Source organism: Amycolatopsis sp. NPDC051716 (assembly GCF_040681595.1).
In the GTDB taxonomy this organism is placed as follows: Bacteria; Actinomycetota; Actinomycetes; order Mycobacteriales; family Pseudonocardiaceae; genus Amycolatopsis.
The window spans coordinates 166,171-187,396 of record NZ_JBFAZA010000014.1 but is presented as its reverse complement, the minus strand read 5'-3'; the positions used below and the strand labels follow the sequence as shown (position 1 = coordinate 187,396).

The window sequence follows — 21,226 nt, the reverse complement described above, 5'->3', positions numbered from 1 at the left end:
TCGCGCCGCCGGCAGGGGAACGTGATTCGGTCGTCAATCCTCCCGGCGGTGGTCCGCGGCGGCGTTCTCCTTGTTCTCTCGCCGCCGCCAGCGCTCACGGACGGTCCGTCCCTCGGTGACGGCGAAGCGGATCACCCCGCAGACCCGCCGGATGTCTTCGGCGGTGGTCCTGGTCCCGGTGGGCACGGCCAGCACGCTTCGGGCCAGGGCCTCGGTGTGGGGCAACCCGACCGGGTTCTCGGTGCGGTAGGGCTCCAGCTCGTGACACGCGGGAGAGAAGTAGCGCTTGGTCACGATCTTCTCGGCCGCGAGCAGCTCTTGCAGGAGATCCCGCCCGATTCCGGTGACGCTCTCGTCGATCGTCACGATGACGTACTGGTAGTTGTTGCGCTCGCGGCGATCGAACTCCACCAGGCCCACCCCGGGCAGTTCGTCCAGCTCCGCCCGGTAGAGCTCGTAGTTCTCCTCGTTCCGCCGGGCGGCTTCGGGGAGCGCGTCCAGGGACGTCAGCCCCATGGCCGCCCCGGCTTCGCTGAGTTTCGCGTTCGTCCCGCCCGCCTCGTGCCCGTACGGTCCGATGCCGAAGTTGTGCAGGGCCCGGATCTGCCCCGCGAGCTCGTCGTCGTCGGTGACGACGGCGCCGCCCTCGAAAGCGCTGACGACCTTCGTGGCGTGGAAGGAGAACACCTCGACGGCACCGAACCCGCCCACCGGGCGACCGGAGAAACTGCACCCGATCGCGTGGGCGGCGTCGAAGAACAACGGAACGCCACGCTCGGCCGCCAGCTTTTCCAGATCGTCGACCGGGCACGCGCGACCCCAGAGGTGGACCCCGAGGATCGCCGCGGTGCGTTCGGTCAGCACCGCTTCGACCTGGGGAACGTCGAGGCACCCCGTGAGCGGGTCGACGTCGCAGAACACCGGCTTCAGGCCGAGCCACCGCATGGCGTGCGCGGTGGCCACGAAGGTCATCGACGGCATGACGATCTCACCGGTGAGCCGCGCCGCGCGCGCGTAGAGCTGGAGGGCGGCGGTGGCGTTGCAGGTCGCCACGCAGTTGCGCACCCCCGCGAGATCGGCGACCCGCTCTTCGAACTCCTGGACGAGCGGACCGCCGTTGGACAGCCATTGGTTGTCCAGCGCCCAGTTCATCCGGTCGAAGAAGCGCCTGCGATCGATGTTGTTCGGCTGACCGACGAGGATCGGATTCAGGAACTCCGGGCGTCCGCCGAACACGGCGAGATCGCTTACCGAACGTTTCAACTTGTCTCCCGGGAATGCTTCTCATCGCCGGCGGAACGGCTGACGCTCTCGGTGTCCGTTCTCGGCTGAAGGTGTCCCCCAACTTAGGCACGCGCGACGCGGACGAGGGCCGGATGCCGGGCTTGTGTGGGACTTTCCCCAGTAACGATCAGCCGAGAACTTGGACAACTCCGCGATAACAAGCCTCATCCGTGGGCACTTGGACGCCGATCACCCCAGTGACCCCCGGAGGCGGCCATGACCACGGCGACCACATCCCCGCAGAACACCCTCGTCCACTCGTACCTGTTCCTCCGGCGCGCCATCGGGCTCATCGGCTTGGCGCTGCCGTTCGTCCTCATCCTCGGCAAGCAGCTCGTCCAAGGCGGCGACCTGGTCGGCTCGCTGAGCGGCTACTACTACACACCGACCTGCGGGACGTCCTCGTCGGTGCCATGTGCGCGGTCGGGGTGTTCCTCCTCGCCTACTACGGCCACGACTTCGTCGACAACGTCGCCAGCACGGTCGCCGGGCTGGGGGCGATCGGGCTGGCGCTCTTCCCCACCGCTCCCGACCACGACGTGACGGCGTGGGACCGCACCTCGGGCGTGCTGCACTGGGTCTTCGCGGCCGTGTTCTTCCTCGCCCTCGCCTACTTCTGCCTCCGCCTGTTCCCCCACGACGGCGAGCAGCCGCCCGGCACCGGCGTCGTCTACCGCGTCTGCGGAGTGGTGATCCTCGCCTGCCTGGTGCTCATCGCGGTGACCAAGGCACTCGGCCTGCTGCCGGCGCTGCTGCCCGCGCTGTGGCTGGAGGCCGTCGCGGTGGAGGCGTTCGGCGTCGCCTGGCTCGTGAAAGGACAGACTCTGGAGCCCAAGAGTGTGCGGTAGCCCACTCGACCGGGCCACACCACTGGTTACCGACCGGTAACAAGGGCTATCGTGCGGTCAACAACGTCTACTGATGGAGCTATTCGTGGCCGCACCAGCAACGCCGCTCGCGCCGACCGCGCGGGGCGTGCGAAACGTCGCCTTCGTCGAGGGGGTCCGCACCCCCTTCGGCAAGGCCGGCGACAAGGGCATCTACGCCGGGACCCGCGCCGACGACCTGGTCGTCAACGCCATCCGTGAGCTGCTGCGGCGGCACCCCGAACTGCCGCCCGAGCGCGTCGACGAGGTGGCCATCGCCGCCACCACCCAGACCGGCGACCAGGGCCTGACCATCGGCCGCACCGCCGCGCTGCTCGCCGGCCTGCCGAAGTCGGTCCCCGGCTTCGCCATCGACCGCATGTGCGCCGGCGCGATGACCGCCGTCACCACCGCCGCGTCCGGCATCGGCTTCGGCGCCTACGACATCGCCATCGCCGGCGGCGTCGAGCACATGGGCCGCCACCCGATGGGTGAAGGGGTCGACCCGAACCCGCGGATCATCGCCGACAAGCTCGTCGACCCGACCGCGCTCGTCATGGGCCAGACCGCCGAGAACCTGCACGACCGGTTCCCCGCGATCACCAAGCAGCGCACCGACGCCTACGCCGCGCGCAGCCAGGAGCGCTACGCCGAGGCCGTCAAGACCGGCAAGATCGGCCCCGAGCTGGTCCCGGTCGCCACCCGTTCGAAGGAACTGGGCTGGGGCCTGGCCACCGAGGACGAGCCGCCCCGCCCGGGCACCACGCTCGAAACCCTCGCGAACCTGAAGACGCCGTTCCGGCCCTTCGGCCGGATCACCGCGGGCAACGCGGCCGGCCTCAACGACGGCGCGACCGCCTCGCTGCTCGCCGACGAGGAAACCGCCCGCGAGCTGGGCCTGCCGGTCGCCATGCGGCTGGTCGGCTACTCCTTCGCCGGCGTCGAGCCGGAGGTCATGGGCATCGGCCCGGTGCCGGCCACCGAGAAGCTGTTCAAGCGCACCGGCCTGACCATCGACGACATCGGCCTGTTCGAGATCAACGAGGCCTTCGCCGTGCAGGTGCTGGCCTTCCTCGACCACTTCGGCATCGACGACGAAGACCCGCGCGTCAACCAGTGGGGCGGCGCGATCGCCTGCGGCCACCCGCTGGCGTCGTCCGGCGTCCGGCTGATGACGCAGCTGGCCCGCCAGTTCGCCGAGCGGCCCGACGTGCGCTACGGCATGACGACGATGTGCATCGGCATCGGCATGGGCGGCACCGTGATCTGGGAGAACCCGGCGTTCGAGGGGGCCAAGTAATGACTTTCACCGCTGAAGCAGCGAAGGCCGCGTTCCCGGACGAGGTCGTCACCGAGGCGAAGACCCGGCTGGTCAAGGTGCCGGGGCTCGCCAAGCCCGTCGCGCTGATCACGCTCGACAACGGCCACGACCACACCCGGCCGAACACCTTCGGCCCGCAGGGCCTGGTGTCGCTGAACACCGCGCTGGACAAGGCGTTCGAGGCCGAGCCGGCCGCGATCGCCGTCACCGGCAAGCCGTTCATCTTCGCCGTCGGCGCCGACCTGTCCGGCGTCGAATCGGTGAGCGACCCCGAGCTGGCGCGCGAAATCGCCCAGACCGGGCACGACGTGTTCCGCCGCCTCACCGAGTCGAAGATCCCGACGTTCGGGTTCGTCAACGGCGCGGTCATGGGCGGCGGCCTGGAGTTGGCGCTGTCCTGCCACTACCGGACGCTGTCGGAGAACACCGCCGCCATCGCGTTCCCCGAGGTCTTCCTCGGCCTGTTCCCGGGCTGGGGCGGTACGCAGCTGCTGCCGAACCTGATCGGCGCGGACGCCGCCGTCACGGTGATCATCGAGAACGCCCTGGCGCAGAACAAGATGCTGAACGTCAAGCAGACGGCCGAGCTCGGCATCGTCGACGCCGTCTTCGGCTCGGCCGACTACCTCGAGCAGTCACTGCTGTGGCTGGCGAAGGTCGTCAACGGCGAGATCACCCCGGAACGCCGCGAGATCGACCGCGGTTCGGCGTGGGACGCGGCCATCGCCCGTGCGAAGTCCATCGTGGACGGCCGCACGCACGGTGCCTCGCCGGGCGCGACCAAGGCCGTCGAGCTGCTGGAGCTGGCCCGCGAAAACGACCTCGACCGCGGGTACGCGGCCGAGACCGACGGCCTCGCCGAGCTGCTCATGTCCGACGTCCTGCGCGCCGGGCTGTACTCGTTCAACCTGGTCAACAAGCGCGCCAAGCGCCCGGCCGGCGCGCCGGACAAGTCGCTGGCCCGCAAGGTCAACAAGGTCGGCATCGTCGGCGCCGGCCTGATGGCCAGCCAGCTCGCGCTGCTGTTCGTGCGCCGCCTGAAGGTGCCGGTCGTGCTGACCGACGTCGACCAGGAGCGCGTCGACAAGGGCGTCGGCTACGTCCACGCCGAGATCGACAAGCTGCTGGGCAAGAAGCGGCTCTCCCCGGACGCCGCCAACCGGCTCAAGGCCCTGGTGACCGGCTCGCTCGACAAGGCCGCGTTCGCCGACGCCGACTTCGTCATCGAAGCCGTGTTCGAGGAGCTGGGCGTCAAGCAGCAGGTGTTCGCGGAGCTGGAGCAGCACGTCAAGCCCGAGACGATCCTGGCGACGAACACCTCGTCGCTGTCGATCACCGCGATGGCGTCGAAGCTGCAGCACCCCGAGCGGGTCGTCGGCTTCCACTTCTTCAACCCGGTGGCCGTGCTGCCGCTGCTGGAGATCGTCCGCGGCGAGCGGACCGACGACGCGGCCCTGGCGACGGCGTTCTCGGTCGGCAAGCAGCTGAAGAAGTCCAGCGTGCTGGTGAAGGACGCCTCGGCGTTCGTCGTCAACCGGCTGCTGCTGCGCTTCCTCGGCGAGGTGCTGGTCACCGTCGACGAGGGCACGCCGTTCGAGGTCGCCGACAAGGCCCTGGAACCGCTCGGCCTGCCGATGACGCCGCTGACGCTGATGCAGCTCGTCGGCCCGGCCATCGCGCTGCACGTCGGCGAGACGCTGCACGAGTCCTTCCCGGACCGGTTCACGGTGTCCGACAACCTCGCCAAGTTCGTCAAGGCGGGCAAGAAGGGCGTCTGGATCTGGGACGCCCAGGGCAACGCCTCGGTCGACCCGGAGGTCGCCGAGCTGTGGACGCAGGGTGACCGGCCGGCCACCTCGGAGCAGGTGCGCGAGCGGGCGCTGTCCGCGATCGCCGAGGAGATCCGGATCATGCTCGACGAGGGCGTGGTCGCCGAGGCGCAGGACATCGACCTGTGCCTGATCCTCGGGGCGGGCTGGCCGTTCTGGAACGGCGGCATCACCCCGTACCTGGACCGCTCCGGCGTCTCCGAGCGCGTGAACGGCAAGCCGTTCCTCGCCCCGGGCGTGGCTTCGGTCCCGGCTCGCTAGTACTCGCCCTCTCGAGGGCACTTCGGCGGCGGCGCGGTGAGCTTCAGCTGCGTCGCCGCCGTGTCCGAATCGATGACCGACACCCGCTCGGCGCTCCGGTAGCGGGCGTGCAGCTCCTGCGCCCACGCCTTCAGGTCGGTGCCCGGGACGGCGAGCAGGGAGACCGACGGCGGGTCCACGAACACCCGACGGGCCTTCGGGTCGTCGTGGAAGGACGGCACCGCGGCCCGCATGTCCTCTTCGGACAAAAACGTCACGACGACGGCCGCGCACAGCTTGTGCCCGGCCAGCGGCGCCGGGTTCCGGTCCACCGGCAGCTCCGGCGGCCGCACGAGCGCGGCGATGAAGAACGCGAGCCCGACGCCGGCGGCCAGGGCCAGCGCGATCACCGGCGGCAGCACCCGGGCCAGGGGTTTCTCCTCCACACCGAAGATCACAGCACAGTTGGCCGCCGGGACACCGCCCGTTCACCCCGGCGGCTTAGCGTCCCGCCGTGACCACCGACAGACGCCGGTTCCTCAAGGGCGCCGGGCTCGCGGCCGCCGCCGCGGGCGTGCCCCTCCCGGCCCCCGCCTTCGCCGATGCCGACCTGAGCCGGACGTGCGGCCGCTACCAGTGGCTGGTGGGCGATCACCACACGCACAGCCAGTACTCGTACGACGCGATGTACCGGATCGACCAGATCGCCGCCGGCGGGCGGGCGCACGGCGCGGACTGGATCGTCTTCACCGACCACGGCCACGCCGAGCACGAGAAGGTGTCGGTCGAGCCCACCGAAGCCGACTTCCTCGCCGCCCGGCGGAAGTACCCGGACCTGCTGCTGTGGCACGGGATGGAGTGGAACGTCCCGGGCGCCGAGCACGCCACGGTCTTCTTCCAGGCCGGTTCGGAGCAGGCGGCCAAGCTGCGCGAGTTCGAGCGGAACTTCGACTGGCGGCTGACGAACTCGGAGGCGTCGAGCCCGGCGAACGAGGCCCTCGCGCTGCGGGCGTTGCGCTGGCTCGCTTCGGAAGAGCAGGCGCGGCGGATCCACGCCCCGGTCGTGCTGATCAACCACCCGCTGCGCAACGGCCGCGTCGCCCCGCACGAGCTGCGGGCCTACCGCGACGCCGCGCCGGGCATCGTCATCGGCATGGAAGGGGCGCCCGGCGCGCAGGCGGACGGCTTCCCCAAGCCGCTCGGCAACGGCGGCGCACGCGGCGGCTACGCCAACAGCCCCGGCGCCAACTCGTGGCCCGGCTTCCCGGCCGAGGCGTACCGGACGCACGGCGGCTGGGACTGGGCGACGGCGAAGGTCGGCGGGCTCTGGGACTCCCTGCTCGCCGAGGGGAAGCCGTGGTGGATCACCACGAACTCCGACTCGCACTACAACCGCGGCGACACGCTGGTCCGGCCGCCGGTGGCGGGCGACTGGTACGACACGCACGGCAAGTTCCCGGACCCGGTCGACACCGGCACGCCGCAGCTGCTCGCGCCGTACGCGGACTTCTACCCGGGCGAGTTCAGCCGCACGTACGTCGGCGTCACGCGGCGAAGCCTCGAAGGCGTCCTGGAGGGCCTGCGGGCCGGGCGGATCTGGCTGTCGCACGGCGGTCTCGTGCAGGACCTGCAGGTCGGCGCGTACGGCGGCGGTTCGTCGGCGACACTGGGCGGCCGATTGCGGGTGCGGCGGGGGTCGGACGTCACGGTCGTGGTGTCGGCGCGGCCGGCGTCGCGGCCGAACGGCGGCGGCTCGGTGCCGCGGCTGGCGCGCCTGGACGTCGTCGCGGGCCCGGTCACCGGCCCGGCCGCCGACCGCGACACGATGACCGCGCCGGGCACGCGGGTCGTGGAGTCGTTCGAGCCGCGCTGGGCACCGGGGCGGCAGGTCGTCTTCCGGCACATTTTCCGGAACGTCCGGGAACCGTTCTACCTGCGCATCCGGGGGACAAACGGCGTTTCCGAGCCCACACCGGACATCGTCGGGCAGGCAAATCCCTTCGAGGACTTGTGGTTGTACGCGAACCCGATTTTCGTGGACCTGTGCTGAATGGACTGAGCCGCCGACTGCTCGTGCGGTCGATCATGGCCGGGCTGCGGTGGCTGCTGCGCCTGCCGTCGCCTGTGCTGCGCGTGCTCGCGGGCCGGCCGGTGGTGGTGGACGGCCGTCAGCCGGTCCTCACCGCCCAGGTGCTCATGCGGGTGGCGCGCTTCGCGCCGTTCGACGCGCCGCACCACAACGGGAGCCTCTCGCGGGCCCGGACCGAGCTGAACCTGGCGGGCGCGCTCGCCGGCGCCGGGATCTGCCCGGGCGTCCGGACCCACGACGGTTCGTGGCCCGGGCCGGGCGGGCCGCTGCCGCTGCGGCTCTACGAACCGGCCGGCGTCCCTGCGCCCGGTCCGGCGATCGTGTACTTCCACGGCGGCGGGTTCGTGCTCGGCAGCCTCGACACGCACGAAGGCGCGTGCCGGCTGCTCGCCGAGGAAGCCGGGGTGCGGGTGGTGTCGATCGGCTACCGGCTCGCGCCGGAACACCCGTTCCCCGCGGCGGCTTCGGACGCGGTCGCGGCGTTCGCCCACGTGGCTTCGCACGCGGCGGAGTTCGGCGTGGACCCGGCCCGGCTGGCGGTGGGCGGTGACAGCAGCGGCGGCAACCTCGCGGCGGTGGTCGCCCACGCGGCGGCCCGCGGCGAGCTGCCCCGGCCGGCGTTCTCCCTCCTGCTCACCCCGGCGACGGACGCGCTCGGCGAGTCGGCGTCGCACGGCCAGTTCGGCTCGGGCTTCCGCCTCAACCGGGACGAATGGGCCTGGTACCGCGCGCAGTACGTGCGCGATCCGGCCCGCTACCGCGACCCGCGGGCCTCGGTCCTCTACGACGAAAGCCTCGACGGCCTCCCCCCGACGTTCGTGGCCACCTGCGGCTTCGACCTCCTCCGCGACGAAGGCGAGGCCTACGCACACCGCCTCGCCGCCGCCGGCGTCCCCCTGGTCCACCGACGCCACGAAGGCCAGCTCCACGGTTTCGCCAACCGGGTCGGCATCGACCCGGACGCCCGCGCAGCCATGCTCCACGCCGCCGGAGTCCTCCGCGCCGGCCTCGCCCTCAGCCCGCCCCGTGATCAGGAAGCCGACACGCGTGATTGAAGAGTCGACACGCGTGATTGAGGGGACGACACTCCGGATCGAGCGAGCTTCGGCGTGTCGTCCCTCCAATCACGTGAGATGACCCTCTAATCACGCGTGCTGACCCTTCGATCACGGGTCAGTGGGCCGGGAGGTGGACCGTGACGCCGAGGCCGCCGCCCACGATCGGCTCGGCCGTGACCGTTCCGCCGTGCGCGGCCACCGCGGCCCGGACGATCGACAGGCCCAGGCCGGCGCCGTGGCGGGCCGTGCGGGCCACCCCGGCGCGGCGGAACGGCTCGAACAGCTCCGGCACCGCCGCCGGGTCGACCAAGCCGCCCGAGGAGCGGACGCGCAGCATCGACCACCGCGGCCCCGGCTGCGTCACGACCTCGAGCCAGCCGCCTTCGACGTTGTGGCGGACCGCGTTCTCCAGCAGGTTGCCCGCGATCCGCTCCAGCAGCGCCGGATCGCCGAACGCGGACGCCGGCGGCGTCGTGAACGACGCCCGGATCCCGCGATCCTCGGCTTCGCGCCGGACCGCGCGCCACGCCCGGTCGACGACCACCGCGAGGTCCACCGGCTCGTGCACGCCGAGCCCGGCGGCGTCGGTGCGGGCCAGCAGCAACAGGGAGTTGACCAGCTGCCCGGCGCGCTCGGTCGCGTCGCGGACCACCCCGCCCATCCGGCGCAGCTCGGCTTCGTCGGCGTCGTCGTCGGACAGGGTGACGTCGAGTTCCGTGCGAATCACCGACAACGGCGTCCGCAGCTCGTGACTCGCGTTCGCGACGAAGTGGCGTTGTGCGTCGAACGCGGCCTGGAGCCGGTCGAGCATGTCGTCGAACGTGCCCGCCAGCTCGGCCAGCTCGTCGCGGGAGCGGATCTCGCCGATCCGCTCCCCCAGCGACTCGACCGACAGGCGCCGCGCGGTGCCGGTGATCTCGCGCAGCGGCAGCAGCACGCGGGAGGTGAACGTCCAGGCGAGGATCGCCGCGGCCGCGACGACCAGCAGGAACGCCAGCGACCCGAACAGCAGCATCCGGTCGCGGGCGTGCACGCGCAGGTGCTCGGCGAGCGTCGAGGCGTCGACCTCGACGCCGTCGACGACCACCGTGCTGCCCGGCGGCATCTGCGGGACGGCGTCGAGCGAATCCCGCACCAGCGTCCAGGCCAGCCAGAGCAGCAGCAGGCTGACGGCGGCGACCAGCACGGTCGCCAGCAGGGTGATCCGGGCGCGGAGGCTGCGGGTGCCCGGCAGGTTCACGCGCGCGAAGCGCCGGGCTCCGGCACCCGGTACCCGGAGCCGACCACCGTCTCGATGATCCCCGGCTCGCCGAGCTTCTTGCGCAACGTCATCACGGTGACCCGGACGGTCGTGGTGAACGGGTCGGCGTTCTCGTCCCAGACGCGTTCGAGCAGTTCCTCGCTGCTGACGACCGATCCGGCGGCCTGCAGCAGGACCTCCAGGACACCGAACTCCTTGCGCGTCAGCTCCACCGGCCCGCTCGCGCGCCGGACGGTCCGCTTCGCCGGGTCCAGCTCGACGTCCCCGGCGGTGAGCAGCGGCGGCGCGGCCGGGGTGGCCCGCCGGCCCAGCGCCCGCACCCGCGCGACCAGCTCGGGGAAGGCGAACGGCTTGGCGAGGTAGTCGTCGGCGCCGAGCGAAAGCCCCTCGACGCGGTCGGACACCGAGCTGCTCGCGGTGAGCATCAGCACCCGGGTCAGCTCCCCGGACGCGACGATCTCCCGGCACAGCTCGTCACCGGACATCCCGGGCAAGTCCCGGTCCAGCAGCACGACGTCGTACCGCGTGACGGCGGCCTTCTCGTGCCCGTCGTCCCCGGTGAGCGCGACGTCCACCGCCATCCCCTCGCGGCGCAGGCCACGAGCGATCGCATCGGCCAGGGGTTCTTCGTCCTCGACTACCAAAACTCGCACCAGCCCACAATCCCATATTTTCCTGAGAGTGCCCTTTAAGGACTGTGTGTGACCGGTGAGAGCCAGCGCAGCGCGAACCACAGCCGCATCCGCACCTCCGGGTCAGCCAAGTCCACCCCTAATGCCTTCTCCACCTGCGCGATCCGGTGCCGAACGCTGTTGCGGTGGACGCCCAGCTCCGCGGCCGTCGGTTCCCAGGCGCCGTGGTGGGCCAGCCACGTCCGCAGCGTCGGCACCAGTGACCGATCCCCCGCGCGATCCAGCGCCACCAACGGCTCCAGCGCCTTCGCCGCGAACCCCCGGCAAGCGTCCGGGTCCAGCAGCGCGTCGAACTCCAGCGGCTCACTTCCGGCCACGATCGGCCGGCCGAGGGCGAGCGCCCGCGAAAGCAGCAGCTCCACCTCGGCCCAAGCCGAAGCCGCCTGAGAAGCGGGCACCGGCGAGCCCACCGCGGCCAGCCAGCCGTGTTCGCGCAGGTCCTCCAGCACCGGCAGCGACACCGCCCCGGCGACGGCCACGAACGACGGCCCGGGCCGCACCGAGACCAACGGCGTGTCCAGCCGCGCGCGCAGCCAGTCCGGGCGCTGGGCCACCTCGCCGGGGCCACGCCGGTACGCGGCCCCGGCGACCAGCCGGACGGTCTCCGAGCCCAGCAGCGACCGGGCCACTTCCCCGGGGGACGTCCGGCCGAGCAGCAGGCCGGTGGCCGCGGCGCCCAGCTCGGCCGCGTCCGAGCCCGCGCGGCCGACCAGGCCGAGCAGGGCCGCGCCGACGGCGAGGATCGCCCGCTCGGCGCCGTCGAGCCGCCGCGACCGGCCGACGACCACCAGGTGCGACGCCGTGGCCTGCGGGTACACCGGCTGGACGACCACGAACCCGCCGGCGAGCTCGGTGGTCGCGCTCCGGATCCCGCTGCCCGCCCGCACGGTCGCCATCAGCTCCCGCACCGGGAGCGGCAGCGGCGTAGGCGCGTCGTGCGCCGAGGCCAGCACGTCGCCGGCGCCGACCAGGGCCACCCAGGACCGCAGCACCGCCGCCAGCGACGACGTCAGCTCGCCGAGCCCGCCACCCGCGGCGCGCGTCAGCGTCTCGCGCGCCGCGGTGATCCGCCGCTGGTCCCGCTGCCCGGCCTCGGTCAGCGCGACCGAGACCGCCCGGTTGACCGCCAGGAACGGCGTGCGCGCGGGCACCACCAGCAGGGGCAGCCCGCGCCGCGCGCACGCCCGGCGCAGGGGCTCCGGCAACGTCTCGTGCACCGTCGGGGTGAGGCCGAACCCCAGCGCCGTCACGCCGGCGTCGCGCAGGCCGCGCACGTACCGGTCGAGCTGCTCCGGCAGGTTGACGCCCGCGGTGAGGATCAGCTCGCCGCCGACCAGGTAGGGCGCGGGGTCCTGCAGCTCACTGACGTGGGCCCAGCGCACCGGGGCGTCCAGCGCGCCCGGCCGCAGCGTCTCGGGAACGACGTCGAGGGCGAGCTCCCGGTTGCCGAGCACGTCCCGTAACGGGACATTCACCTCCGTGGGCGAAAAATCCGGGATCGTGGCCATTTCATCCCCACTGAAGTCGGCTTGGGGATGAATCATCCCATGCCGGGGAGGTGGCGGGCGAACCTACGGTGACCCGAAACCGACGTGAGGAGGACACCGTGACCGGCGACTACGCGGTGATCGCGCTGTACATCGCGGGGATGCTCGGGGTCGGCTGGTACGGCCTCCGGCTCGCGAAGACGAAGTCCGACTACCTCGTCGCCGGCCGGCGGCTGGGCTGGTTCATGTACTCCGGCACGATGTCGGCCGTCGTCCTCGGCGGCGCGTCCACGGTCGGCGGGGTGAAGCTCGGCTACACCTACGGCATCTCCGGCATGTGGCTGGTGGTCAGCATCGGTGTCGGCATCCTGGTGCTGCACGCGCTGTTCGCCCGGCGGCTGGTGCGGCTGAAGGTCTACACCGTCGGCGAGATGCTCGACCTGCGCTACGGCGGCCGCACCAGCGCGGTGTCCGGCGTCGTGATGTGGGGCTACACCCTGATGCTCACGGTGACCTCGACGCTGGCCTTCGCGACGATCTTCAAGGTGCTCTTCGACCTGCCGAACTGGGCCGGGATCGCGGTCGGCGGCTCGATCGTCGTCCTCTACTCGGTGCTCGGCGGCATGTGGTCGATCACGCTCACCGACATCGCCCAGTTCGTCATCAAGACCATCGGCATCCTGGCGATCCTGCTGCCGGTCGCGATCAGCTCGGCCGGCGGCTTCTCCGGCATGAGCGAGAAGCTCGACGCGAGCTTCTTCAGCTTCACCTCGATCGGCACCGACACGATCGTCACCTACTTCGTGATCTACACCTTCGGCCTGCTCATCGGCCAGGACATCTGGCAGCGCGTGTTCACCGCCCGCACGCCCGCGATCGCGACGTCCGGCGGCATCACCTCCGGCGTCTACTGCCTGGTCTACGGCCTCGCGGGCGCCCTGATCGGCACCGCCGCGCACGCCCTCTACCCGGACATCGCCAGCGCGCAGGACGCCTTCGCGACGATCGTCGAGCGGCTGCTGCCCACCGGCGTCCGCGGCCTGGTCCTGGCCGCCGCGCTCTCGGCGATGATGTCGACGGCGAGCGGCGCGCTGATCGCCTGCTCCACCACGACGACGTCCGACCTGCTCACGAAGCTGGGCCACAAGAAGGGCGGCGAGGTCAGCCGCAACCGGCTCGCCACGCTCGTGCTCGGCCTGCTGGCCATCGGCATCGCGATGATCGTCGACGACGTCGTCAACGCGCTCACCATCGCCTACGACATCCTCGTCGGCGGCCTGCTCGTCGCGATCATCGGCGCCCTGTTCTGGAAGCGCGGCACCCGGCAGGGCGCGTACGCGTCGATGGTGGCCGGCACGCTCTCGGTCATCGCCTTCATGATCATCGACGGCGTCGAGGCCAACACCCCGATCTACTGGGGCCTCGGCGCGAGCCTGGTCGTCTACCTGGCGGTCAGCTTCGCGACGCCGCGCACGGCCGACTCGATCCTTTCCGTCTGGACCCGCCGCCTCGACGGCGACGACACCACCACCGAGACCCGGGAACAGGAGCCCACCAGTGCCTAACATCGGACCCCTCGACTCGTCGCGCATCCCCCGGTTCGCCGGCTTCGCGACCTTCGCGCGGCTGCCGCGGATCGACCAGGTCGAGCGCGCCGACGTCGCCGTCGTCGGGGTGCCCTTCGACTCCGGGGTCTCCTATCGGCCGGGCGCGCGGTTCGGCCCGGCGGCCGTCCGCGAGGCGAGCCGGCTCCTGCGGCCGTACCACCCGGAGCTGGACGTCTCGCCGTTCGCCGAAAAGCAGGTCGTCGACGCCGGGGACATCGCGGTCAACCCGTTCAACATCGGCGAGGCGATCGAGACGCTGCAGCAGGAAGCCGAGGCGCTGCAGGCGGACGGGACGCGGCTGGTGACCGTCGGCGGCGACCACACCATCGCGCTGCCGCTGCTGCGGGCCGCGGCGAAGAAGCACGGACCCGTTGCGCTGCTGCACTTCGACGCCCACCTGGACACGTGGGACACCTACTTCGGCGAACCGTACACGCACGGCACGCCGTTCCGGCGGGCGTCGGAGGAAGGGATCCTCGACACGAGCGCACTGTCGCACGTCGGGACGCGCGGGCCGCTCTACGGCAAGCGGGACCTCGAAGAGGACCGCCGTCTCGGCTTCGGCATCGTCACTTCCGGCGACGTCCTGCGCCGCGGCGTCGCCGAGACCGTCGACGCGCTGCGGCAGCGCATCGGCGACCGCCCGCTGTACGTCTCGGTCGACATCGACGTCCTCGACCCGGCCCACGCGCCCGGCACCGGCACGCCCGAGGCGGGTGGAATGACCAGCCGGGAGCTGCTGGAGATCCTGCGCGGGCTGCGCGACCTCAACCTGGTCGGCGCGGACGTCGTCGAGCTCGCGCCGGCTTACGACCACGCGGAGATCACCGCCATCGCGGCGTCCCACGTCGCCTACGACCTGGTGAGCCTGCTGACCTTGGGGAAGGGCGAATGACGCGCATCGGCGGCGACGTCGTCGTCGAAACCCTGCGGGCGCTGGGCGCCGACACGGTGTTCGGCCTGCCGGGCCAGCACGCGCTGGGCCTGTTCGAGGCGCTGCGCCGGGCCGGCGACGTGCGGGTGATCAGCGGGCGGGTCGAGAACAACCTCGCCTTCGCCGCCGACGGGCACGCCCGCGCGCGGCTCGCGGCGGACCCGGACGGCCCGGTGCCGGTGACGCCGCTGGTGGTGTCGACCGGCCCGGGCGCGCTGCTGACGCTGGCTTCGCTGCAGGAGTCCCGCGCGGCTTCGGTGCCGGTGCTCGGGATCTCCAGCCAGGTCCCGGTCGCCGGCCTCGGCGGCGGGCGGCACGGCTACCTGCACGAACTGCCCGACCAGCAGGCGAGCTTCCGGGACGTGGTGAAGTCGGTGCACGTCGTGCGCCGCGCGAGCCAGCTCCCGACGGCGCTGCGGGAGGCGTGGACGTCGGCCGCGACCGCGCCCTACGGCCCGGTGTGGGTCGAAATCCCCCAGGACGTGCTGCTCGGGCCGGCCGGGCTGCCGCCGATCACCTCGGTGTCGGCCGCTCCCCCGGCGCTGGAGCCGCTGCCGGAGCTGGTCACCGAGGCCGCCCAGCTGCTGGCGGCGGCGTCGAACCCGGTGATCCTCGCCGGCGGCGGCGCGCTGCGCTCGGGCGCGCACGCGGAGCTGCTGGCCTTGGCCGAGGCATTGCGCGCACCGGTGATCTCGACCTTCGGCGGCAAGGGTGTCTTCCCGTGGGACCACGAGCTGTCCGGGCGGTCGTGGCTGGAGGACTGGCACACCACGGAGTTCCTCGCCGCCGCCGACGTGCTGCTCGTGCTCGGCTCCGGCCTCGGCGAGCTGTCCAGCAACTACCGCGAGTTCGCCCCGCGCGGCCGGGTGATCCAGGTCGAGGCCGACCTCGGGAAGCTGGAGTCGAACTACCCGGGCCTGGGCCTGCACGCCGACGTCCGGCGCACGTTGCAGGCGCTGCTGGAGTGGGTGCCGATGCGGGCGTCCGACGGCCGGGCCGAGCAGGCGGTTTCGGGGTTGCTCGCGCGGGTCGGGTCGCGATTGGACGGTCAGGACCTCGCCGTCGAGCGGAAGCTGATCGACGACATCCGGGCCGCGCTCCCCGACGGCACCCAGACGTTCTGGGACATGACGATCGCGGCGTACTGGGCCTGGTCGGCGTGGAATCCCGAGGGCGCGCCGATCCACACGGCACAGGGCGCGGGCGGCCTGGGTTTCGGCCTGCCGGCCGCGCTCGGCGGCGCCGTCACCGGTGGTCCGGTACTCGCCGTGTCCGGCGACGGCGGCGCGATGTACGGCAGCACCGAGCTGGCCACGGCGGTCCAGCACGGCCTCGACATCACGTGGTTGATCATCGACGACGGCGGCTACGGCGTCCTGCGCGAGTACCTCACGGACGCGTTCGGCCGGACGACGGCCACGGAGCTGGTCCGCCCCGATTTCGTGGCGCTGGCGTCGTCCTTCGGCGTCCCCGCCCGGTTGTCTTCTTTGGACAAGGTGGGCACGGACCTGGCCGATGCGCTGCGCACACCCGGGCCGTCCGTCGTCGTCCTCCCCGCCGTGCTGAAGCTGTTCGCGCCGACCCATGTGGAGAAGGCATGACCCGCACGCTCGACCTGACCGACCCGGCGACGGGCAAAGTGTTCGGTACCAGCCCCATCGCCGGGCAGTCCGATGTGGACGCAGCGCTCGAATCGGCCGCGCAAGCGTTTGCGACCTGGCGGCGCAGCACCCCGGCCCGACGTCAGCTGGCCTTGCTGAAGATCGCGGACGCCCTCGAAGCCCGGGCTTCCGAGTTCGCCGACCTCGAAGTCCGGGAGACCGGGAAAATCCGGTCCGTGGTGCTCGAGGAGGAGATCCCGGAGTGCGTGAGCGCCTTGCGGTTCTTCGCCGGCGCCGCCCGGCACCTGGAGGGCACCGCGGCGGGCGAGTACACACCGGGCCACACGTCGGTGATCCGCCGCGAGCCGATCGGCGTCTGCGCGCAGATCGCGCCGTGGAACTACCCGCTGATGATGGCGGTCTGGAAGATCGCACCGGCCCTGGCGGCGGGCAACACGGTGGTGCTCAAGCCGGCCGAGACAACCCCGTCGACGGCCCTGCTCCTGGCTCGCGTCGCCGCGGAGTTCCTGCCACCGGGGGCGTTCACGGTGCTGACGGGCGACCGCGACACGGGCTGGGCGTTGGTTCGCCATCCGATCACCGACCTGGTCTCGATCACCGGCTCGACACGGGCGGGCATCGACGTCGCCACGGTCGCGGCCGCCGACCTCAAGCGCACCCACCTGGAACTGGGCGGCAACGCACCCTTGCTGGTCTTCCCGGACGTCGACCTGGCCACAACGGCGGAGGGCATCGCCGGGGCGGCGTTCTACAACGCGGGCCAGGACTGCACGGCGGCCAGCCGCGTCTTGGTGCACGAGTCGGTCCACGACGCCTTCGTCGCGACCCTGACGAAGGCGGCTTCGGAGCGGACACCGGGCGTGGACTACGGGCCGCTGAACAGCGCGGCCCAGTTCTCACGCATCGAAGGCCTCATCGCCCGGCTCCCACCGCACGCACACATCGAGACGGGCGGCACACGGTTCGGAGCACAAGGTTTCTTCTTCTCCCCCACCGTGATCTCGGGGGTCCGACAGGAAGACGAGATCGTCCAGGAGGAGATCTTCGGCCCGGTGATCACGGTCCAGTCCTTTTCGGACGAACCAGCGGGGGTAGCACTGGCCAACGACGTCCCTTATGGCCTGGCATCGTCGGTGTGGACTCGCGACCTCACCGTCGCCGCACGGGTGTCAGCCGAGCTGGACTTCGGCTGTGTCTGGGTGAACACGCACGGACCACTGGTGGCCGAGATGCCCCACGGCGGTTTCGGCCACTCAGGCCACGGCAAGGACCTCTCGACATACGCATTCACCGAATACACCCGGGTCAAGCACGTGATGACGAGGTTCGCTTCAACCCAGGTAGAAACCCTCAGCTCCGATTGGCATCCTTACGCCGAACCGGCTCCTCCGAAGACCCCAGACGAGAAGCCCACTCGGTAACCCGCCGAGCGACATCCTGAGCAGTCAACCCGATCCGCCCCAGCACCTCATCCCGGCTCCCCAGATCATGGAAAGCCTGCGGCACAGCCAAATCCCGCAACGGAACATCACACTCGGCATCCCGGAACAGAGCGGCCAGAGCCGACCCGAACCCCCCATGCCGCCCACTGTCCTCGACAGTCACGACCAGCTTGTGCTGCGAAGCCAACGCCACGAGCTCAGCCGGCACGGGAAGCACCCACCGCGGATCCACGACGGTCACCCCGATCCCCTGATCAGCCAGCCGATCCGCGGCCGCCAACCCCAGCGTGGCAAAGGCCCCGACCGTCACGAGCAAGACGTCGGCACCAGCACCAGGCCGACGCAGCACATCGACCGTGCCGACCCGCTCGACGGCGGTCACATCGGTGCCGACCTTCCCCTTCGAGAACCGCAGCGCGGTCGGCCCGTCGGAGACGGCAACCGCCTCCCGCAGCTCCTCCCGCAGCGTCCCCGGGTCACGCGGAGCGGCCACCCGCATCCCCGGCACCATGCCGAGCAGCGACAGGTCCCACATGCCGTGGTGACTGGGCCCGTCCGGCCCGGTGATCCCGGCCCGGTCGAGCACCAGCGTCACCGGCAGCCGGTGCAGAGCGACGTCCATCAGCACCTGGTCGAACGCCCGGTTCAGGAACGTCGAGTAGATCGCGACGACCGGGTGCAGCCCGCCCATGGCCAACCCGGCGGCGGAGGTGACCGCGTGCTGCTCGGCGATACCGACGTCGTACCAGCGGTCCGGGAAGGCCTCGGCGAACTTGTCCAGCCCGGTGGACCGCAGCATCGCCGCGGTGATGGCGACGACGTCCTCACGCTCGGCGCCGATCGCCGCCAGCTCGGAGCCGAACACACCGGTCCAGCTCGGGCCCTTCACCGGCGGCAGGCCGGTCTCCGGGTCGATCGGGTCGGTCTGGTGCATCTGGTCGTGCTCGTTGTTGACCGCGGGCGCGTAGCCGTGACCCTTTTCGGTGACCACGTGCACGATCACGGCGCCGCCGAAGGAACGCGCGCTGTACAGGGCCTTCTCCAGCGCCACCTGGTCGTGACCGTCGACCGGGCCGAGGTACTTCAGGCCCAGGTCGGAGAACATCGCCTGCGGGCTCAGCGCGTCCTTCAGGCCGGCCTTCGCGGCGTGCAGCGCGGCGTAGATCGGCCGGCCAACAACCGGGGTGTGTTTGAGGATCTCGCGGCCGCCGTCGAGGAGCCGCTCGTAGCCGGGCTGCAGGCGCAGCGCCGCGAGGTGGTCGGCCAGGCCGCCGATGGTCGGCGAGTAGGAGCGGCCGTTGTCGTTGATCACGATGACGACCGGGCGGTCCTTGTGCGCGGCGATGTTGTTGAGCGCCTCCCAGCACATGCCGCCGGTGAGCGCGCCGTCGCCGACGACGGCGATCGCGTGCCGGCCGCCGCCGGCCAGCTCGAACGCCTTCGCCAGGCCGTCCACATAGGACAGTCCGGACGACGCGTGGCTGCTTTCCACCCAGTCGTGTTCACTCTCCGCGCGCGACGGGTAACCGGTGACCCCGCCGGTCTGGCGCAGCAGGTCGAACCCGGCTGCGCGGCCGGTGACGAGCTTGTGGACGTACGCCTGGTGACCGACGTCCCACACGATCGCGTCGCGCGGCGAGTCGAACACGCGGTGCAGGGCCAGGGTCAGCTCGACGACGCCGAGGTTCGGGCCCAGGTGGCCACCCGCCCGGCGCACCTTGTCGACGAGGAAGTCCCGGATCTCGGCGGCCAGTTCGCCGAGGTCCTCGACACTCATGCGCTTCAGGTCCGCCGGCCCGCCCAGGGACTCCAGCATCGTCACTCGTCTCCACCTCACTCGCTCGGTTCCGGCCAGTCTACGGAGACCCGCCAGGGCGGGACCGCAGGCCGCGTCCGGCGTCACAACCGGAGCGCGACCGCCGGTCAGCACCCGGGGTGAACCTCGTCTCCTCGCGTCGCTGTGGCGGTCACGCGGCGTGGCCACGAGAATGGGCCGCATGGCGGATTTCTTCATCGGCGGCGAATGGGTGGACGCGGTGGACGGCGGCCGGCGGGAGATCCGCTGCCCGGCCGACGGCTCCCTGGTCGCGACGGTCGCCGAGGGCACCGCCAAGGACACCGAGGCCGCCATCGCGGCGGCCCGCCGGGCTTTCGACAGCGGCCCGTGGCCCGGTACCCCCGCCCACCTGCGCGGTGACCTGCTGCTGAGGGCGGCGGACCTGCTGGATCGCGACGCGGAGGCGTTCGCCCGCGCCGAGTCGCTCGACACGGGCAAGCGCCTGGTCGAGAGCCGGTACGACATGGCCGACATCGCCGCCTGCCTGCGCTACTTCGGCAAGCTCGCGGCGCAGGACGCCGGGCGCGTCGTCGACACCGGCAGCCCGGACGCGATCAGCCGGATCGTGCACGAGCCGGTCGGCGTCTGCGGGCTGATCACACCCTGGAACTACCCGCTGCTGCAGACCGTGTGGAAGATCGCACCGGCGCTGGCCGCGGGCAACACGTTCGTGCTCAAGCCGAGCGAGCTCACCCCGCACACGGCGATCCTGTTCCTGAGGCTGCTCACCGAGGCCGGCCTGCCACCGGGCGCGGGCAACCTGGTGCTGGGCGCGGGCGCCGAGGCCGGCGCGCCCCTGGCGTCCCACCCGGACGTCGACCTGGTGTCGTTCACCGGCGGCCTGGCGACCGGTCGCGGCATCGCCGCCGCGGCCGCCGGGACCGTCAAGAAAGTGGCCCTGGAGCTGGGCGGCAAGAACCCGAACGTGGTGTTCGCCGACGCCGACTTCGAGACGGCGGTCGACTACGCGCTGACGGCGGTGTTCCTGCACTCCGGCCAGGTCTGTTCGGCGGGTGCGCGGCTGATCGTGCAGCGCGAATGGCACGACGAGTTCGTCGGCGAGCTGGTGCGCCGGGCGGAGCGGATCCGCCTGGGCGGCCCGTTCGACTCGCAGGCGGAGACCGGCCCGCTGATCTCGGCGGCGCACCGGGCGAAGGTCGAGGCGTACGTGGCGGCCGCGCTGGCCGAGGGCGCGGTGCTGCGCACGGGCGGCCGCCGTCCGGACGACCCGGCCCTGGCCGACGGCTTCTACTACCTCCCCACCATCCTCGATCAGGTGAAACAGGGTTCGTCGGCGGTGGTCGACGAGTCGTTCGGCCCGGTGCTGACGGTCGAGACGTTCACCGACGAGGACGACGCGGTCCGCATCGCCAACGACACCCACTACGGCCTGGCCGGCGCGGTGTTCACGAACGACGCTTCGCGGGCGCAGCGGGTGGCGGGGCGGCTGCGCCACGGGACGGTGTGGATCAACGACTTCCACCCGTACCTGCCCCAGGCCGAGTGGGGCGGCTACAAGCAGTCCGGCTTCGGCCGCGAGCTGGGCCCGACGGGGCTGGCCGAGTACACCGAGGTCAAGCACATCTACCAGAACCTCCGGCCGGCACCGCAGCGCTGGTTCTCGGGCTGAGGCCGGTCCGCGCCTTATGCTGCCTCC

Annotated in this window: 15 protein-coding genes and 1 pseudogene; 10 read left to right on the top strand and 6 right to left on the bottom strand. The window is 71.7% G+C overall.

Going from position 1 to position 21,226, the window contains the following annotated elements:
* Positions 1-33: 33 nt before the first annotated feature.
* Entirely contained in the window at positions 34-1,263 is a 1,230-nt protein-coding gene (locus tag AB0M30_RS21200) for a dTDP-4-dehydro-6-deoxyglucose aminotransferase (protein WP_364585933.1), read from the bottom strand.
* 237 nt (positions 1,264-1,500) lie between these two features.
* On the opposite strand from AB0M30_RS21200, the pseudogene AB0M30_RS21195 reads away from it, so the two are divergent.
* From AB0M30_RS21195 to AB0M30_RS21185, 3 genes and pseudogenes are all read left to right on the top strand, one after another.
* Positions 1,501-2,132 (top strand): annotated as a pseudogene (locus tag AB0M30_RS21195) (DUF998 domain-containing protein).
* Between the two features lie 127 nt (positions 2,133-2,259).
* The gene (locus tag AB0M30_RS21190; RefSeq protein ID WP_364586017.1) at positions 2,260-3,450 is read left to right on the top strand and encodes a thiolase family protein; all 1,191 of its coding nucleotides are present in this window, start codon (positions 2,260-2,262) and stop codon (positions 3,448-3,450) included.
* Positions 3,450-5,561, top strand: coding sequence for a 3-hydroxyacyl-CoA dehydrogenase NAD-binding domain-containing protein (locus AB0M30_RS21185; RefSeq protein ID WP_364585931.1), 2,112 nt, complete (start codon positions 3,450-3,452; stop codon positions 5,559-5,561). The genes AB0M30_RS21190 and AB0M30_RS21185 overlap by 1 nt, the downstream gene beginning before the upstream one ends.
* Here AB0M30_RS21185 and AB0M30_RS21180 read toward each other — a convergent pair.
* On the bottom strand, positions 5,558-5,986 hold the full coding sequence (locus tag AB0M30_RS21180; protein WP_364585929.1) for a hypothetical protein: 429 nt from the start codon (positions 5,984-5,986) through the stop codon (positions 5,558-5,560). The two genes, AB0M30_RS21185 and AB0M30_RS21180, sit on opposite strands and share 4 nt — an antisense overlap.
* A gap of 68 nt (positions 5,987-6,054) precedes the next feature.
* Between AB0M30_RS21180 and AB0M30_RS21175 the strand changes: the two genes are divergently transcribed.
* Both AB0M30_RS21175 and AB0M30_RS21170 read left to right on the top strand, forming a co-directional pair.
* Positions 6,055-7,590 (top strand): twin-arginine translocation signal domain-containing protein, encoded by a 1,536-nt coding sequence (locus AB0M30_RS21175; RefSeq protein ID WP_364585927.1) that lies wholly within the window; start codon positions 6,055-6,057, stop codon positions 7,588-7,590.
* Entirely contained in the window at positions 7,584-8,684 is a 1,101-nt protein-coding gene (locus AB0M30_RS21170) for an alpha/beta hydrolase (protein ID WP_364585925.1), read from the top strand. The genes AB0M30_RS21175 and AB0M30_RS21170 overlap by 7 nt, the downstream gene beginning before the upstream one ends.
* Before the next feature lie 118 nt (positions 8,685-8,802).
* Here AB0M30_RS21170 and AB0M30_RS21165 read toward each other — a convergent pair whose 3' ends face one another.
* Genes AB0M30_RS21165 through AB0M30_RS21155 form a run of 3 tightly spaced genes read right to left on the bottom strand, consistent with a single transcriptional unit; the run spans position 8,803 to position 12,115 of the window.
* Positions 8,803-9,927: a HAMP domain-containing sensor histidine kinase gene (locus tag AB0M30_RS21165; protein ID WP_364585923.1), complete on the bottom strand. Its 1,125-nt coding sequence runs from the start codon at positions 9,925-9,927 to the stop codon at positions 8,803-8,805.
* The gene (locus AB0M30_RS21160; protein WP_034284338.1) at positions 9,924-10,601 is read right to left on the bottom strand and encodes a response regulator transcription factor; all 678 of its coding nucleotides are present in this window, start codon (positions 10,599-10,601) and stop codon (positions 9,924-9,926) included. The genes AB0M30_RS21165 and AB0M30_RS21160 overlap by 4 nt, the downstream gene beginning before the upstream one ends.
* A gap of 35 nt (positions 10,602-10,636) precedes the next feature.
* Entirely contained in the window at positions 10,637-12,115 is a 1,479-nt protein-coding gene (locus tag AB0M30_RS21155) for a PucR family transcriptional regulator (protein ID WP_364585921.1), read from the bottom strand.
* A gap of 131 nt (positions 12,116-12,246) precedes the next feature.
* Between AB0M30_RS21155 and AB0M30_RS21150 the strand changes: the two genes are divergently transcribed.
* From AB0M30_RS21150 to AB0M30_RS21135, 4 genes are read left to right on the top strand one after another with little or no spacing between them, the layout of a single operon-like run.
* A complete protein-coding gene (locus AB0M30_RS21150) occupies positions 12,247-13,692 on the top strand; it encodes a sodium:solute symporter (RefSeq protein ID WP_364585919.1) in 1,446 nt (481 codons plus the stop codon).
* Entirely contained in the window at positions 13,685-14,629 is a 945-nt protein-coding gene (speB, locus tag AB0M30_RS21145) for an agmatinase (protein ID WP_364585917.1), read from the top strand. The genes AB0M30_RS21150 and speB overlap by 8 nt, the downstream gene beginning before the upstream one ends.
* Complete coding sequence (locus AB0M30_RS21140; RefSeq protein WP_364585915.1) at positions 14,626-16,269, top strand: thiamine pyrophosphate-binding protein; 1,644 nt, start codon at positions 14,626-14,628, stop codon at positions 16,267-16,269. The genes speB and AB0M30_RS21140 overlap by 4 nt, the downstream gene beginning before the upstream one ends.
* On the top strand, positions 16,266-17,711 hold the full coding sequence (locus AB0M30_RS21135) for an aminobutyraldehyde dehydrogenase (RefSeq protein ID WP_364585913.1): 1,446 nt from the start codon (positions 16,266-16,268) through the stop codon (positions 17,709-17,711). The genes AB0M30_RS21140 and AB0M30_RS21135 overlap by 4 nt, the downstream gene beginning before the upstream one ends.
* Here AB0M30_RS21135 and dxs read toward each other — a convergent pair.
* Positions 17,641-19,554 carry a 1-deoxy-D-xylulose-5-phosphate synthase gene (gene dxs / locus AB0M30_RS21130; RefSeq protein ID WP_364585911.1) on the bottom strand — a complete coding sequence of 638 codons (1,914 nt, stop codon included), beginning with the start codon at positions 19,552-19,554 and terminating at the stop codon, positions 17,641-17,643. The genes AB0M30_RS21135 and dxs overlap by 71 nt on opposite strands.
* 175 nt (positions 19,555-19,729) lie before the next feature.
* Between dxs and AB0M30_RS21125 the strand changes: the two genes are divergently transcribed.
* Positions 19,730-21,199, top strand: a complete 1,470-nt coding sequence (locus tag AB0M30_RS21125) for an aldehyde dehydrogenase family protein (RefSeq protein ID WP_364585909.1) — start codon at positions 19,730-19,732, stop codon at positions 21,197-21,199.
* Positions 21,200-21,226: the final 27 nt, after the last annotated feature.